The 14829-nt window shown below is 39.8% G+C and carries 13 protein-coding genes; 1 reads left to right on the top strand and 12 read right to left on the bottom strand.

Annotation, left to right across the window (positions count from 1 at the left end):
* Window positions 1-110 precede the first annotated feature (110 nt).
* The 12 genes from ACYQ2O_RS06865 to ACYQ2O_RS06810 form a co-directional block, all read right to left on the bottom strand.
* Window positions 111-302, bottom strand: a complete 192-nt coding sequence (locus ACYQ2O_RS06865; RefSeq protein WP_459796288.1) for an AbiH family protein — start codon at window positions 300-302, stop codon at window positions 111-113.
* A 31-nt stretch (window positions 303-333) separates the two neighbouring features.
* Entirely contained in the window at window positions 334-1065 is a 732-nt protein-coding gene (locus tag ACYQ2O_RS06860; RefSeq protein ID WP_459796286.1) for a M48 family metallopeptidase, read from the bottom strand.
* Between the two features lie 11 nt (window positions 1066-1076).
* Window positions 1077-4181, bottom strand: a complete 3105-nt coding sequence (locus ACYQ2O_RS06855; protein WP_459796285.1) for a type I restriction endonuclease subunit R — start codon at window positions 4179-4181, stop codon at window positions 1077-1079.
* A gap of 35 nt (window positions 4182-4216) precedes the next feature.
* Entirely contained in the window at window positions 4217-5449 is a 1233-nt protein-coding gene (locus tag ACYQ2O_RS06850) for a restriction endonuclease subunit S (protein WP_459796283.1), read from the bottom strand.
* Between the two features lie 8 nt (window positions 5450-5457).
* Complete coding sequence (locus ACYQ2O_RS06845; protein ID WP_459796282.1) at window positions 5458-6984, bottom strand: type I restriction-modification system subunit M; 1527 nt, start codon at window positions 6982-6984, stop codon at window positions 5458-5460.
* A 14-nt stretch (window positions 6985-6998) separates the two neighbouring features.
* The gene (locus tag ACYQ2O_RS06840; RefSeq protein WP_459796280.1) at window positions 6999-7574 is read right to left on the bottom strand and encodes a restriction endonuclease subunit S domain-containing protein; all 576 of its coding nucleotides are present in this window, start codon (window positions 7572-7574) and stop codon (window positions 6999-7001) included.
* Window positions 7575-7941: 367 nt separating this feature from the next.
* Window positions 7942-8877: a D-ribose ABC transporter substrate-binding protein gene (locus ACYQ2O_RS06835; protein ID WP_459796279.1), complete on the bottom strand. Its 936-nt coding sequence runs from the start codon at window positions 8875-8877 to the stop codon at window positions 7942-7944.
* A 25-nt stretch (window positions 8878-8902) separates the two neighbouring features.
* On the bottom strand, window positions 8903-9865 hold the full coding sequence (locus ACYQ2O_RS06830) for an ABC transporter permease subunit (RefSeq protein WP_459796278.1): 963 nt from the start codon (window positions 9863-9865) through the stop codon (window positions 8903-8905).
* On the bottom strand, window positions 9865-11346 hold the full coding sequence (locus ACYQ2O_RS06825) for a sugar ABC transporter ATP-binding protein (RefSeq protein ID WP_459796277.1): 1482 nt from the start codon (window positions 11344-11346) through the stop codon (window positions 9865-9867). The genes ACYQ2O_RS06830 and ACYQ2O_RS06825 overlap by 1 nt, the downstream gene beginning before the upstream one ends.
* Before the next feature lie 12 nt (window positions 11347-11358).
* Window positions 11359-11769 carry a D-ribose pyranase gene (rbsD, locus tag ACYQ2O_RS06820; protein WP_459796275.1) on the bottom strand — a complete coding sequence of 137 codons (411 nt, stop codon included), beginning with the start codon at window positions 11767-11769 and terminating at the stop codon, window positions 11359-11361.
* A complete protein-coding gene (gene rbsK / locus ACYQ2O_RS06815; protein WP_459796274.1) occupies window positions 11735-12649 on the bottom strand; it encodes a ribokinase in 915 nt (304 codons plus the stop codon). The genes rbsD and rbsK overlap by 35 nt, the downstream gene beginning before the upstream one ends.
* 15 nt (window positions 12650-12664) lie before the next feature.
* Window positions 12665-13630, bottom strand: coding sequence for a LacI family DNA-binding transcriptional regulator (locus ACYQ2O_RS06810; protein ID WP_459796273.1), 966 nt, complete (start codon window positions 13628-13630; stop codon window positions 12665-12667).
* Window positions 13631-13851: 221 nt separating this feature from the next.
* Between ACYQ2O_RS06810 and ACYQ2O_RS06805 the strand changes: the two genes are divergently transcribed.
* A complete protein-coding gene (locus ACYQ2O_RS06805) occupies window positions 13852-14604 on the top strand; it encodes a CPBP family intramembrane glutamic endopeptidase (RefSeq protein ID WP_459796271.1) in 753 nt (250 codons plus the stop codon).
* Window positions 14605-14829: the final 225 nt, after the last annotated feature.

Raw genomic sequence — 14829 nt, 5'->3', positions numbered from 1 at the left:
ATGCAAACCAACGGTTAGCTGAGAGAAAGAACAGAAAAGAAATAGCCGTGTAATTTTTAAAAAATAGTCATTTTGAAATTAGACGAGTGTTTCCTTTTTTAAAAAGTTAGTTATGAAATTGGTTCATATATTAAGTTTTCAATCTTTTTTAATTTGTCTTTTAACATATCTTCATTAAGATCCTTCGATTTAAAATCTAAATCATATTTATTACTTAAAATATGTTGATAAAAATCTTTATAACTAGTCTTAAGTCCACATTGAATATCAAATCCATTACCAAACAAAAAACTTACTTTCATTAAATTCTCCTTTCAGATTATTCCATTATTCCTATATCTCCCTTACAACCTCCATATCTAATATCTCTTTCCTTTTCTTCCAGTCAGGCATTAATGTGTACAGCATTTCGTAAAACTTTGAACTATGGTCATTATATTTAAAGTGAATAAGTTCATGAAGGATAACGTATTCGATGCAAGACTTAGGTGCTTTGATTAACTCAATATTCAAGTGAATCGTTTTCTTATCAACCAAAGCTGACCCCCATCTAGTTTTCATCTTACGACTTTGTATGAGCGGCTTGCTTATATCATACTTCTCTATTTTTGGATAAACTTTATTAAATGCTTCTACAAAAATAAGATTCGCACGTGCTTTATACCATTCATCAAGCAATTGCTTCTTCTTTAATAGGTCAGTAGTATCTATCACATATAAATATAAGAATCCCCGGAAATATTTCACTCCTACTTTGGATTTATTCTCTACTTCTTTAACCCTTAATCGATACTGTTTGCCTAGGTACTTATATGATTCACCACTTGTATAATCCCGTTCACTAGCTCTTTCTGGTTGTGCCTGTTCAAATTCTTTCATTTGATTGAGAATCCATGGTGCTTTCTTTTTAACAACTTCTTTTATAAAGTCTAGTGGGACAGAACCTTTAGCTGATATTTTTATCGTACTGTCCGGTTTAACATTTATATTGATATTTTTTACATTCTTGCGTTCAACCTCAAAATTAATTTCTTGATCATTGAAATGAATTTTATGTGCACTCATACCTTCTCACCTTAGTAACGACGTATTGCAATCGTTTTTATTTGATCAATCCACTTGTCAATTTCATCGTAATTTATATCTAGACTTTTTTTGTGTAAAAAATCATGGATAAGATCATCTATCTCTTGTTCGATGCTTTTATGAACTTCAGTATTGTCCTGCCAGTCAACTTTTGTCTTTTCTTTGACAACTAAGTCCACTTCTAAAGCCAAATCCGCCACACTGTAAACTGCATCGGATTCATCAAGTTCTTGAGTTTCTTCAAAAATATTTTTCGTCACGCCGTAAAAGGCTTGGGCATGCTTGTTCTTTTGAATTTTAGAAGGGTAATCGTCTACTGGTGCACCTTCCTGGTATTCTTTTTTCATTTCATTCATGCGTTGCCAGTATTCGGCCTCTGTAATGCGTTTCTCTTTATATGCTTCCAGTGTTTTCTCAATACGTTCTGAGAACGACTGATAATACGCTGGATTTTCGTCATACTTTACATTTATACTTTTAGTTAAACGGGTTCGTATCGCATCTGCTTTAGCACGTTGGGATCCTAAACGGTTCATTTCCTCTTCAAATCGGTCTCGGTCTAAAATATCTACAGGATTGGTTATCTGCATCATATCTTCTGCCGCAATATATTGATCCATGAGTTTCTGCATTTTAGCCTCGTATTCTTTGTGATCAATTGAATCGGAGTAACGCAATTTCACACTTCGCCTTAAATCTTGGAAGAATTTCAAGTGACGTTTATATTTCTCAAGCTCTTCTTGACTCAATGCATCATAGACTTTCTCAGATTCCATCGCAATGGCCATATGCCGACCAAACTGACTTAACGTGTCATAAAACAAATCACGTTTTACCTTATCTTCAAGTAATACTTCATATTCTTCCATGTCATCTTTATTCTTAATGTTTTTGAAGATATCCCATAAGTCTGAATAGTGCTGCCTGATTTTACCTATTACAGCCACTACATCGTATAGTGCCCCTTTAATGTCTTCAGGATCGAAGTTTTCTAAACCAGACCCAGAATACATTTCCATAGCTTCATCGAGCTTTTCAAGTAGTCCACGGTAATCGATTATAATACCGTAGTCTTTACCTTCATAGAGACGATTAACGCGTGCAATGGCCTGAAGTAAACTGTGTTCTTTCAAGACTTTATCAATATAAAGAATAGATGCTCTTGGTGCATCGAACCCTGTCAATAATTTATCCACAACAATTAGAAGATCGATGTCGTCTCCGTTGACAAATTCGTTTTTGATGCCGTCTTCATATTTATCTGCGTCACCGTACTTATCCATCATTCGTTTCCAGAAGTTTTGAATTTTATCTTTTGATTCGGAATCCACATCATCGTGACCTTCACGCTGATCCGGTGGAGAAATGACTACAGCCGCGTTCAATTCATTTAGTTCTTCGAAAGCTTCAAGGTAGCGGACAGCTTCAATTTTGCTATTAGTAGCCAGCATTGCTTTAAATTGGGACCCAGCCGTCTTATAGTTTCTCACGTAGTGGTCATTAATATCCAAAGCAATCATCTGGATTCGCTGATCACTTGATGCAATACGTTCGAACTGACTCCACTTTTGCATCACTTCATTTTTCTGTTCATCACTCAAGTTCCGGGTGATAGTTTCCAGTCGGTAATCTATCGCTTTTCTGTTAACGGTCTGTTCGACCATTCTTCCTTCGTAAAGGAGCGGTAAAATCGCTTTATCTTTTACTCCGTCTGAAATGGTGTACTGATGAATAATTTTGCCAAACTTAACCATCGTATTTTTCTCTTTTTTCATCAAAGGCGTACCTGTAAAACCTAGATAAGAAGCATTTGGAAAGACTTTTTTCATCTTGATATTTAATTCACCGTATTGGGTGCGATGTGATTCATCCACTAAGATGAAAATATCTTTTGACTGAATAGGCTCCTGATTTCTTACTGCTGTATCAAATTTGTTAATCAGTGTAGTCACAACATCCGCATTATTATCATTAATAAGTTCCACAAGATGTTTTCCAGAATTGGCTTTGCTGGCTTTTAACCTTGAGTGGTTAAATGTCTGGTGAATCTGCTTATCAAGTTCCACCCGGTCTGTCACAACGATAACCTTAGGGTTGTAATTCCACAGCTCTGACAGAATGTATTTAGCTAGCATTACCATGGTCAAGGACTTCCCTGATCCTTGGGTATGCCAAATCACGCCAGACTGTCTGTTGCCTTTTTCATCTCTTTTTTCAACCGTGTCTATAATTTCTTTCACGGCAAAAAACTGTTGGTAACGGGCTACTTTCTTTTCATTTTTATCAAAGATGATGAAATATTTAATAAGGTCCAAAAAGCGAGTCGGATGGAAGAGTGACACAAGATTTCTGTCCTGCATAGTGACTAGTCGTTCCGTGACAATTTCTTTCAACGTATTATCCAACCAGTCTTTATCTTCTTCCTTCCACACAGACCAAAATTTCTTCGGCGTATTGACAGTCGCGTATTTCACTTCATTTTTATTGGAGGCCATAACCAGTTGGATGAATTTAAACAACTGGGGAATATACTCTTTTTTCTGATTACGGATCATCTGACTCACTGCTTGATCCGTCGATACTGAAGCTCGTTTACATTCGATAACACCTAGTGGTATCCCATTAATGAACACAAGGATATCTGGACGAACAGTTCCTTCACCATTTTGTCTTTCCACAACGAATTCCTGTGTTACATGATAGACATTATTCTCTGGATGGTCCCAGTCAATATACTGTAGCGTGAAAGACTTTTTAGATCCATCATTTAAGTGTTCCTCATAGCTACGTCCAAGCATAAGAGATTCATAGATTTTTTCATTGGTGCGAACTAGTCCGTCAGTTAAGTCTTCATCCAAATCCCTTATGGCCTGTTCAACCGTTGACTGACTAAAGGCATAGGATTCATTCTTGTACTCAAAATGATTCAACTTCTTTAACTGACTTTCCAGCACATCTAAAAGCAACACATCATATAAACTTTTCCGTCTACGTTCCGCTTCTTCTGGCGATAAATAAGTGTAGCCCAGCTCGGTCAGAACCTGCAGTGCAGGTTCCTGACTGATTGCCATCTCATGACTTTTTGGTGTCTGCATTTCTCCACCTCCATATATGTATAAAAGAGGAAGGCTTACACCTTCACTCTTGTTTTTCCGGTTAACAATTGTTGCATGAGACCTTTTTTCTGTTCTTTTAAAGCGTCAAGCTCGTTTTCCAATAGTTCAATATGAGACTCCGCTGCATTAAGTATTGTAGCAATCGCTAGTTGCTCTTCATATTGAGGGAGATGAATACTAAATGACTTAACTAATTTTGCATTGAGATTACCTTGTGTTCCAGTCTCAATAATACTATTTACTTTAGTCTTGTACTTAACTAGTTGGTAATATAAAAAATCAATATTCACATCATCATTTGGTATCATACTCATTATAGCTTGGTTAGTAGTGACTGGCATCTTATTTATAGAAACAAAACCAATCGAAGCATACATTGAATATAAGATACTATTAGCAGGAACCAACCAAGCACTAGAATTTATTAAACCCTGTTCAGTTATTGTGGTCTCAGCATCTTTTAGTATTTTGCCTTGCCTAGTTATATCATTAACTTTTACAAATGGTATTTCACCACCATAAAATTTTGGATTTGTAGATTTTGGTGTCCCTCCTGATTTCATTTTACTGCATAATTTTTCTAGTTTCATTACCTTCCACTCTTCATTAAATCCAGGCAAGCGAACTTCCCCTGTGAGCAACTTCTGCATTAAACCTATTTTCTGTTCTTTTTTCAAATCGATTAATTGCTGCTTTAATTCTATAGCTTTATCCCAAGTTAATAGTACTTTTGTTATATTATTTTGTTCTTCTATTGATGGTAAAGGTATTGATAAATCTTCCAACATGGAACTATATATATGAACAACTGAATTACCTTGACCTAACTGTGATAATCGTTTTCTAAGATTGCCAAAATTTAATAGGTATGAAAGAAATAAGCTATTTAGATTGTGTTTAAGCTTAATTATTATTATATCCCCACCAGCATACAGTTCTTCTTCATCTAAATATGCAACTGCTTTTCCAATCTCTTCTGCTGTTTCTCCCGATCCAGTTAATAATACGTTATTAGTCTTTACTAACTTACTTTTCGATGCTGTTTTACTATCAATGTAAGTGGAGACATTTTTGATATAAAAATGGTGTTTAGTATAAATATCACCATAAATTATAGCTTTCTTCCCTTTACTTGTGATATCTTTTTTAGCAATTCCTTTTCCTTTTTCAAAATAAGCTAATTCGTTCAGCTTCACAAGCGGCCAATCTTTTGGGTATAGGTGTTTAAGTTCTTCTTCATAAAACATCAGATCACCTACAATCCTAACTCTTCGAGATATGCTTCCATTTGTTTCTCAACTTCTGCAATTTCTGATTTTATTTCTTGTATGTTCTGTTTAACTTCTGTCATATCCACTGGTTCTTCTTCTTCAAAGGTATCTACGTATCTAGGGATATTTAAGTTGTAATCATTTTCTTTAATCTCGTCTCGCGAAGCAACATAAGAGTATTTATCAATTGTGTCGAACTTATCATACGTATCTACGATTCGCTGAATGTCTTCTTCACGTAATTTATTCTGGTTCTTCCCTTTTTCAAAATACTCATCGGCGGATGCGTCTATAAACAGCACATCATCACGATTTCTATTCTTTTTGAAAACGAGGACAACTGCAGGAATACTCACACCGAAGAAAAGGTTACTTGGTACGCCAATTACTGCATCCAGCAAGTTCATTTCAATCATTTCTTTACGTATCTTTCCTTCACTTGACCCTCTAAATAAGACGCCATGTGGTAAGATTGTAGCCATCGTGCCGTCTTCTGCTAATGAATGCAGCATGTGCTGAACAAAGGCATAATCTCCTTTAGTGGTTGGCGGTACACCCCAATCGAATCGGTGATACGGGTCGAGTGACGCTTCCATCTTAAACTTTTTCCCATTTGTACCGTCTGAAAAACCTTCTGCCCATTTATCAAGTGAAAATGGCGGATTCGCTACGATACGTTGAAACTTCATAAGCTTGTCCTCTTCCAAGTGAAGTGGGTTGGATAAGGTATCGCCCCACTCTAACTTCGCATCGTCAATCCCATGCAGGTACATGTTCATGATAGCAAGCGAATGAGTTTGACCGTTTCGCTCTTGCCCATAAATTTGAACCTTTTTGTTAGGTACTTGGTTAGCTACTTTAATCAACAATGAGCCAGAGCCACACGTCGGATCATAAATACGATCATTCTCTTGCGGTTGAACAAGAAGTGCTAGCAGTTCAGACAGCATAGACGGCGTAAAAAACTCTCCGCCTTTCTTCCCAGCATCCGACGCAAACTGTTCGATCATATACTGATAAGAATCTCCAATAACATCTTCGCGTCCAACTACAGACGGTCTCAAAGTCAATGTATTAAAGTCTTCAAGTAAGGTACGAAGCGTTGCATTTCTTTCTTTCGTCTTACCCAATACTGTCTCAGAGTTAAAGTCGATGTTACGGAAAACGCCTCGCAATTTGCCTGTGTTTTCATTTTCGATCTTCTCTAAAGCTTTGTTGATGATTTCTCCTATTGCTGGATCATTGCGTTTGCTATAGAGATAATCGAATGTTGCATCTTCTTCTAGTACAAAACGTTCTCTGGAGAGTGCCCGCTCGATTCGTCTTTCATCACCATCATAACGTTCCGTATATTCTTCCAAATGCTCTTTATATGTATCGCTGATGTATTTAATAAATAGCATGGTTAGAATATAGTCCTTATAAATACTCGAGTCTATCTTCCCTCTAAACGTATCCGCCGCTTGCCATAGTACGTTGTTGATTTGCTGTTGTGTTACTGTCTCAGTCATCTGTTTTCCTCCTGTTAGTCAGCCATTATCTCTGCTGTCGCAGCAGCTAGCTGTTTTTCTTTTTCTTTGATTAACTTTTTATAGAGCACTTTTTCCTCTTGATGCAGTTGCGTTAAGTCAACGATTCTTTGCTGTTTTTCAACAGGCAGCTCTTTTATCTCTAATGTTCCCAGCACTTTTTTACTCGTGCTCGTTACTCGTGTTCCAGATTGTACTTTACGCAATTCTCGTTTCGTCTCTTCGCTGTTTAAATACCAAGCAACGTACTCTGGAAGGTAACGTTTATCAATAATTTTGATTTGGACAAAATATGAAGGAATTAGTAAGCCTTCCTGCTCTTCACTTACAAAAACCGCCGTATTGGGATCGGTAAGCCGCATAAGAATATCGCCCTTCTCAGAAAAGTACCTTTGCGGTAAACTTTCAGTACTAGGAAAAGTTTCGAATGGAATAGAATTAAAGTATCCATCCTCCTCAACGTTTTTCACCGAAATAACAGAATATCGCTGTTTAGTGTTTACATCGACGTCTGCCTTTTTTCGATTTAATGCTATTCCCAATTTTATATCCCCAATTTCATCTAACTTCATTTCACACCTCGAGTCTAATGGTTTGTTTTTTTGTTATATACAAGATAAAACAAAATAAAATAATTTGCAAGTACTTTCTCTTATTTTTACCCTTTACATAATCACAGTAATTACAAAAATCATGCTCGACATTAAATTATTACCTGTTCATCCTTACAAATTAAAAATTATTTAAAATAGTCAACTATCTATATTAATCCAAATTGAACAGTATTACTTAAACAATAGTTCTCTCATATATTAATTTTCTCTACTTCCTAAATAATGACTTATAGTTTTGATTCAACAAAACAGGACTTCAGCAATAACGATAAAAATGCCCGTCCCTAAATGGAACGGACACTTATTCATACCTTTCTAACTTTCTTTATTCCGCACTGATCAATTCAAGTGGTGCGCCGATTTCATCATCAATCGTTCCACCTGAGAAGTAGTCGTAGACAGTATCTACAGCGATTTTTCCCATTTCGTATGGCTGCTGTGCAATTGTTGCATCCAGGCGACCCGCTTCGATTTCTGCTAACGCATCATCATTTCCATCGAAGCCGACGACTACGACATCATTCATACCCGCAGCTTCTAGTGCTTCCAGTGCGCCGATAGCCATTTCATCATTTTGAGCGAAAACTGCTTCGATTCCTGAATTAGACTGAATAATGTTTTCCATAACAGTCAGTCCTTCAGATCGACTGAAGTTTGCTGACTGGCTTTCCACAACGTTCAGACGGTCATTAGCGACATTCATGAATCCTTCTCCACGTTCGTTTGTTGCAGATGCACCCGGGACTCCTTCCAGCTGAACGACATCAGCATCTTCACCAACAAGATCAATAATAAATTCAGCTGCCATTTCGCCACCTTCAACGTTATCTGAAGCGATAAATGTCAGGACATCTCCCCCTTCGCTGGAACGGTCGATTGTGATGACTGGAATCCCAGCGGAGTTCGCTGACTCAATGGCTGGTGTAATCGCATCAGAGTCTACAGGGTTGATCAGTAAAATATCCACACCTTGCTGAATGAGGTCATCGATGCCGTTAATTTGAGTAGCTGTATCATCCTGGGCGTCTACAGAACGGACAGTTGAACCGTTCTCTTCTGCTGCCTCGACGACACCACGCTGCAAGTCTCCAAAGAAAGGATTGTTCAAGGTTGAGATAGACAGACCAATCGTAATGTCTTCCGCTGCCATTTCTTCTACTTCTCCGTTACCTCCTGCCTGATCGCCTTCAAGTGTAGCTGCTCCACATGCGCTTAGTGCCAGAACTGCTGAGAGTGAGAGTAAACCGATAAGTTTTTTCATTGTAATTCCTCCATTTTTTATATTCTTATTTTTTTCTATCCAATAATACCGCAATGATGATGACGATCCCTCGAACCACTTGCTGATAAAAACTTGAAACCCCCAGCAAGTTCAATCCGTTGTTCAATGTTCCGATAATCAGTGCACCAATCAGTGTCCCGACGATCCGTCCTTTTCCACCTGCCAGACTTGTTCCGCCAATAACGACTGCCGCAATAGCATCCAGTTCATAAGCTGTACCTGCCGTTGGTTGAGCTGAATTCAGACGTGAAGTCAGAATCAGTCCAGCCAAGGCTGACATCATTCCTGAAATAGCATAGACCATAGTTTTCACACGATCAGATTTAATCCCGGCAATGTAAGCCGCCTGCTCGTTTCCACCGATAGCAAATGTCTTACGGCCGAATGTCATCTTGTGAAGAATGACGAAGAGAATAATGAAGGCAGCCGTTGTGATGATGACAGGGAAAGGAATGCCGAACAGGTAGCCTCTACCGAAAAACTGGAAGGCAAATCCGCCGCCAAACCCTGTAATCGGGTTTCCTTCTGTGTAAACGAGAGTCAATCCTCTATATATAGTCATTGTTTCCAGCGTTCCAATAAATGGGGCCACATTTCCTTTAGTAATGAGCAGCCCATTGATCATACCCAAGAAAGCTCCGATAAGCAGTCCCGCTACTATCGCGAGAACTGGTGGGACACCGATAGCAATGATCCCGGCTGTCAGTGCACTGGACAAAGCCAAAGTCGACCCAACTGATAAGTCGATTCCTCCAGTAATAATGACGAATGTCATACCAAAGGCAATCAGTGCATTGACCGATACCTGTCTGAGTAAGTTCAGCAGGTTTGTCGGCCTGATAAAGTTGACATTCAGTACCGTTACAATAAGCATGAGTACGATCAGCGCAATCAGCGGGCCCAGTTTCCGATACAAGTCACTCCGTCTTTCTTTTTTTCTTGTTACTGCTGCATTTTTAGTTTCCATTATTTTCCTCCTGTAGCCAGAGTCATGATGCGTTCTTCGGATAATTCCTCACGCTTCAGTTCTCCTGAAATAGTTCCTTCATGGACGACTAGTACGCGATTGCTGACGCCGATTACTTCCGGCAGATCGCTTGAAACCATAATAATTCCGACACCGCGTTCCGCCAGTTCTTTCATTAAGTTATAGATTTCACGTTTGGCTCCGACGTCTACACCTCTAGTCGGTTCATCAAGTATCAGTACACGTGAACCGGCTCCGATCCATTTAGCCAGAACCACTTTCTGCTGATTCCCTCCGGATAGTGCACCTACTGGCAGTTCCATATGAGTAGTTTTGACGGTCAATCTCTTAATCAGCAGGTCGACAAACTCTTCTTCTTCCTTTTTATTGATCCAGCCTGCCTTCGAGAATTCCTCGAAGGCTGTCATACTGATATTATCTCTAACTGAGAAATCAAGAATCAGCCCCTCAGACTTCCTGTCTTCTGTCAGGAATCCTATGCCTCTCTTAACCGCATCATTTGGTGTGCTGATGTCGATTTTCTCACCATCAAGATAAATATCTCCGCTGTCAATTTTGTCTATTCCAAAAATCCCTCTCATTATTTCTGTCCGTCCGGCACCCATCAGTCCGGAAAAACCAAGTATTTCTCCGGAATGTAAGGTAAAGGAGATGTCCTCGTAATATGGGAGGTGAGTTAAGTTGCGCACTTCAAGTACCGCTTCTCCTTGACTATTATCCATTTCAGGATAATAGTCTTCCAGATCCCGACCAACCATGTGTCTGACGATTTCGTCATAGCTGGTGTCCTTTGTAGCTTTCGTACTAATAGATACCCCGTCTCTCATGACCGTTACGCGATCACTTATTTCAAAAATCTCCTCCATACGGTGCGAGATGTAGACTAGAGCCACGCCCTTCTTCTGAAGCTGTCTGATGATTTTGAACAGCTTACTGATCTCTCTGTCAGTCAGTGCGGCTGTCGGTTCGTCCATGATGATCACTTCTGCATCGTTCAAAAGCGTCTTGGCGATTTCTATCAGTTGCTGCTGTCCGACACTTAGCGTTTTCATCGTTCGGTCAAAAGAAATATCGATTCCAAGTTCATTAAAAATCGACTTCGCTTTCTTTTCCATTTCTTTTGTCTGGACCCAGCCTAGTTTATTCTTAATTTCTTTACCCATAAACATGTTCTCAAGTACAGTCATATCCGGCCAGGTGATCATTTCCTGGTGGATAAAACTTACACCATTTTCTTCCGCTTCTTTCGGGTTGGCGTAAACTTTTTCTTCATCATTAATAAGCACTTCTCCACTATCTTTTTTATGCAGACCAGTCAGAATGTTCATGAGAGTCGATTTACCTGCACCATTTTCTCCCATTAAGGCATGAACTTCTCCCGAACGAAGGCTGAAGTCTACTCCTTTGAGTACCTTGTTCTCACCGAACGCTTTTGTGATCCCTTTCATTTCTACTTGCATGATAATTCCCTCCTAAAAAAGTACGCCTGCCTGTAAAATCACGTTTGCGTAAGGGGTGATCTCTCCTGTCCTGATAATCGCTTTTGCCTGGGCTGACCGCTTCTTAAACGCTTCGTGTGTCAAATAAGAAGTCCCTGCTCCTTCCTTCTCCATCCTGCTTATGATTTGCTCGCGGATAGCCTGGTTCTTTTCCCTGATTTCTTCAGCAAGTATAATGTGTTCAACTTTCATATCGTTTACGACTGCATCCATCACATCCATAAATCCAGGTGTCCCCATCGTCAATGCGAGGTCGATTTTTTTGACCCCCTCCGGTATCGGCAGGCCGCAGTCCGCAATGATTAGTTCATCCGTGTGTCCTAAATCAGCCAGCACTTTACTGATTTCGCTATTTAATATTCCATTTTTTTTCAAAATCCTCATGCTCCTTCATCTGTTCTAATGTTGGTGCTCCTGTCTGAGCGCCCGCTTTCTGAATCGACAGCCCAGCTGCTATATTCCCGAATCGGATGCTGTCATGAAGGGTCAATCCGGATGCATAAGCAAAGGCAAATGCTCCGTTGAAGGTGTCCCCTGCTCCTGTGGTATCTACAACCTGTTCTACTTTTATCGATGGAATGCGTTGAATCCCCTGTCCATCATGATAAACCGCTCCACTGCTACCCAAGGTAACAATCAATTTATTCGGATACTTTGCGAGCACAGTTTCAATATCTTCTCCCGGAAAGAGGACTGAACATTCGGTTTCGTTAGGGGTCAGGAACGTGACCTTGTCAATAAGTGACGAATGTAATTCCCGGGCCGGAGCAGGATTAAGAAGCAAAGGAATTCCTGTCTCGTTGCATCGTCTGATCAGATGTTCGACGGTATCGACTGGCGTTTCGTTTTGAACCAGCACCAGATCACTATTCTGAAAGACTTTTTCATCTTCAACGACTCGGTCGAGCATCTCTGGCATATAGACCCCGTTTGCACCTGGAACATATATGATTGAATTATCTCCATCAACAAGCGTTATGAAAGCTGACCCTGAGGAATGTGTACCCCGTTCCACATTGTTTACATTTATGCCATTTTCTTCAAGGTTCTTAAGTAATTCGCTTCCAAATGGGTCTGTGCCAACTGCTCCCAGCATAGTCGTTTCAGCACCTAAGCGGGCACTTGCCACAGCCTGATTGGCACCTTTCCCGCCAAAGCTGGTACTGAACGCTTTTCCCTCTACTGTCTCTCCCATGACCGGACGTTTCTCTGTCTCTACTACAAAATCAGTTGATATACTACCTATTACTGTTATCTTTGCCATACAATCTATCTCCTTCTATCTTAATGAATCTCTTCTGACCAGTTCAGGCTTCAATCTCACTTTCTTATCGATGATTACTTTTTTCTCAATCAGATTGACGAGCATTTCAGCTCCTTTAAAGCCCACTTCATATGCCGGCTGAGCTATGGTGGTCAGCCCGGGATACATCAGTCTGCTGAAAAGCATGTCATCATAACCGATGATCTGAATATCTTCCGGTATCCTGTATTTTCGTTTGATAGCTTCTTTCATTACTGCCAGAGCAAACACATCATTACTCGCAATGACACTGTCGAAAGACTTCAATGTATTAAAGAGCTTCTGCGCTGTTTCTTCTGCCTTGTCCACTTGAAAGGTTTCTGTTTCAAATACTCTGTAACTCGCCCCTGCAGCGTTTAGAACTGACAAGGTACCGGACAGACGGTCGTTAGCTCCTGAAACATGTCTTGGGCCAGCCATGACGATAATATTTTCCCCTCCTGATTCGAGGACAGCTTGACCTGCCAGCTTCCCGCCAAGTCGATCATCCGTTGAAATGGAGTAGTTTTCTTCCTCCAATGCTCTGTCAAGAAGGACATATGGGACACGGTTGTTGTTCTTTCTTTTTCCTGATGCAGCGGACAGTACGCCACTGATATTATATTGAGAGAAGAATTTGACATACATGTCTTCTTTATCTGCGTTGTCTTCCACATTTCCTAATATGACCATATAGCCATTCTGCTGTGCATAGTCTTCTACCCCTTTTGCCAGCAGTGGAAAGTACGGGTTAGAGATGTCGGGCAATAGCAGACCGATCATCTTGGAGCTTTTCTGATAAAGTGAACGCGCCACCTCATTAGGATAGTACCCCAATACTTTGATCGCTTCTTCCACTTTTCTTCTGGATTCTTTACCTACGTATCCGCTGTCATTTAAAGTTCTAGAGACTGTTGCAACGGAGACGCCTGCATATTCTGCTACTTGTTTGATCGTTACCATTTTCTCACCCTCAATCTGTAACCGATTACACATTTAGTTTAACATCTCATCTTGTTTTGTCAATAGAAAACGCTTTTCTTTTTATTTTTTCTTGTGCTTGACTATTCAGCATGCTGTTTCCTAGTCTATAAAAATGTGAATCGATATAAATTAATATGATTCCCAATTAATGCCGGCTGTCTGTTATACTGAAACACATATCATACTTAGGAGGACTACTATTGCGATTTTTACAAGGATTTCCATTAAGAAGAACGAAAATAAGCGATCAGATTCTGATGTGGCTGGTCTCACCTATTATTTTCCCTTTCATTATCTCCATTTTGTTCGGTCTTGTTTTCGGTTTAATGAACGCTCATCTGTCACAGGAGGACCTGCTTCAGTCATTCGTGCAGCTGGAAGGGGTCATGACCTTCATTGCTTTTGCAGGAGGTCTCGTCCTGTCGGTCATCATTATTTATGCGAAGAAAATCCCACTGATGAACAGGAAACGCCTGTCCCGAAGTGAATGGACAATCCTTCCTGGTCTTACTGGTGAAGACTGGAAGTTTCTTGCCTGGTATGTTCCGGTTGGATATGTATTGTTCAATATTGGTGGATCAGTTCTCGAGTACATTGTTGGAGACGGTCAGCTTATCAATCAGGAAGCGATTGAAGCGATGGCAACTGACACACCGACATGGATGCTGTTCATAACTATAGTGATTGCCGCTCCACTAGTTGAGGAATGGCTCTTCCGAGGAATTATCTTTTTCCGCAAAGAACACAATGACGTCAGCTGGTTGACTCTGATCATTACGTCTGTATTGTTCGGACTTGTCCATGTTCCCACATCAATAGTGGCTGTATATACTTATGTCGGTATGGGTCTGCTGTTCGGCTATGCAGCTAAGCGAACCTGTTCAGTCGAAGCCGCTATTTTCTTCCACTTTATCAATAACCTTATCGGCTTTCTTGTCCTGATCACACTTTAATATAAATACGGTTTTCAAGACATGTAAAAGACAGCTCTTCTTTTAAGAGACTGCTGAAAAACCCCTATTCTACCTATGATTTCAATAGATAGAATAGTGGGTTTTTAGTATAATGTATGTAAGCGTTACGAAAATGAAGGAGTGTTGAGAATGTTGTCTTCACAAGAACAGCTACTATTAAGTCCTCATATGGATTTATATGATAAATTAATTCCAAAAGACCAT

It is taken from the genome of Alkalibacterium sp. m-11, assembly GCF_054658155.1.
Note: the sequence above shows the minus strand (reverse complement) of the source record. Positions and strands in the feature narration are given on the sequence as shown.

Bases quoted from the DNA above. Each gene is read 5' to 3' on its own strand.
- ACYQ2O_RS06855 (WP_459796285.1), bottom strand. From the start codon at position 4,181: ATGCAGACACCAAAAAGTCATGAGATGGCAATCAGTCAGGAACCTGCA.
- rbsK (WP_459796274.1), bottom strand. From the start codon at position 12,649: ATGGCAAAGATAACAGTAATAGGTAGTATATCAACTGATTTTGTAGTA.
- ACYQ2O_RS06845 (WP_459796282.1), bottom strand. From the start codon at position 6,984: ATGACTGAGACAGTAACACAACAGCAAATCAACAACGTACTATGGCAA.
- ACYQ2O_RS06830 (WP_459796278.1), bottom strand. From the start codon at position 9,865: ATGGAAACTAAAAATGCAGCAGTAACAAGAAAAAAAGAAAGACGGAGT.
- ACYQ2O_RS06850 (WP_459796283.1), bottom strand. From the start codon at position 5,449: ATGTTTTATGAAGAAGAACTTAAACACCTATACCCAAAAGATTGGCCG.
- rbsD (WP_459796275.1), bottom strand. From the start codon at position 11,769: ATGAGGATTTTGAAAAAAAATGGAATATTAAATAGCGAAATCAGTAAA.
- ACYQ2O_RS06865 (WP_459796288.1), bottom strand. From the start codon at position 302: ATGAAAGTAAGTTTTTTGTTTGGTAATGGATTTGATATTCAATGTGGA.
- ACYQ2O_RS06835 (WP_459796279.1), bottom strand. From the start codon at position 8,877: ATGAAAAAACTTATCGGTTTACTCTCACTCTCAGCAGTTCTGGCACTA.
- ACYQ2O_RS06840 (WP_459796280.1), bottom strand. From the start codon at position 7,574: ATGAAGTTAGATGAAATTGGGGATATAAAATTGGGAATAGCATTAAAT.
- ACYQ2O_RS06860 (WP_459796286.1), bottom strand. From the start codon at position 1,065: ATGAGTGCACATAAAATTCATTTCAATGATCAAGAAATTAATTTTGAG.
- ACYQ2O_RS06810 (WP_459796273.1), bottom strand. From the start codon at position 13,630: ATGGTAACGATCAAACAAGTAGCAGAATATGCAGGCGTCTCCGTTGCA.
- ACYQ2O_RS06825 (WP_459796277.1), bottom strand. From the start codon at position 11,346: ATGCAAGTAGAAATGAAAGGGATCACAAAAGCGTTCGGTGAGAACAAG.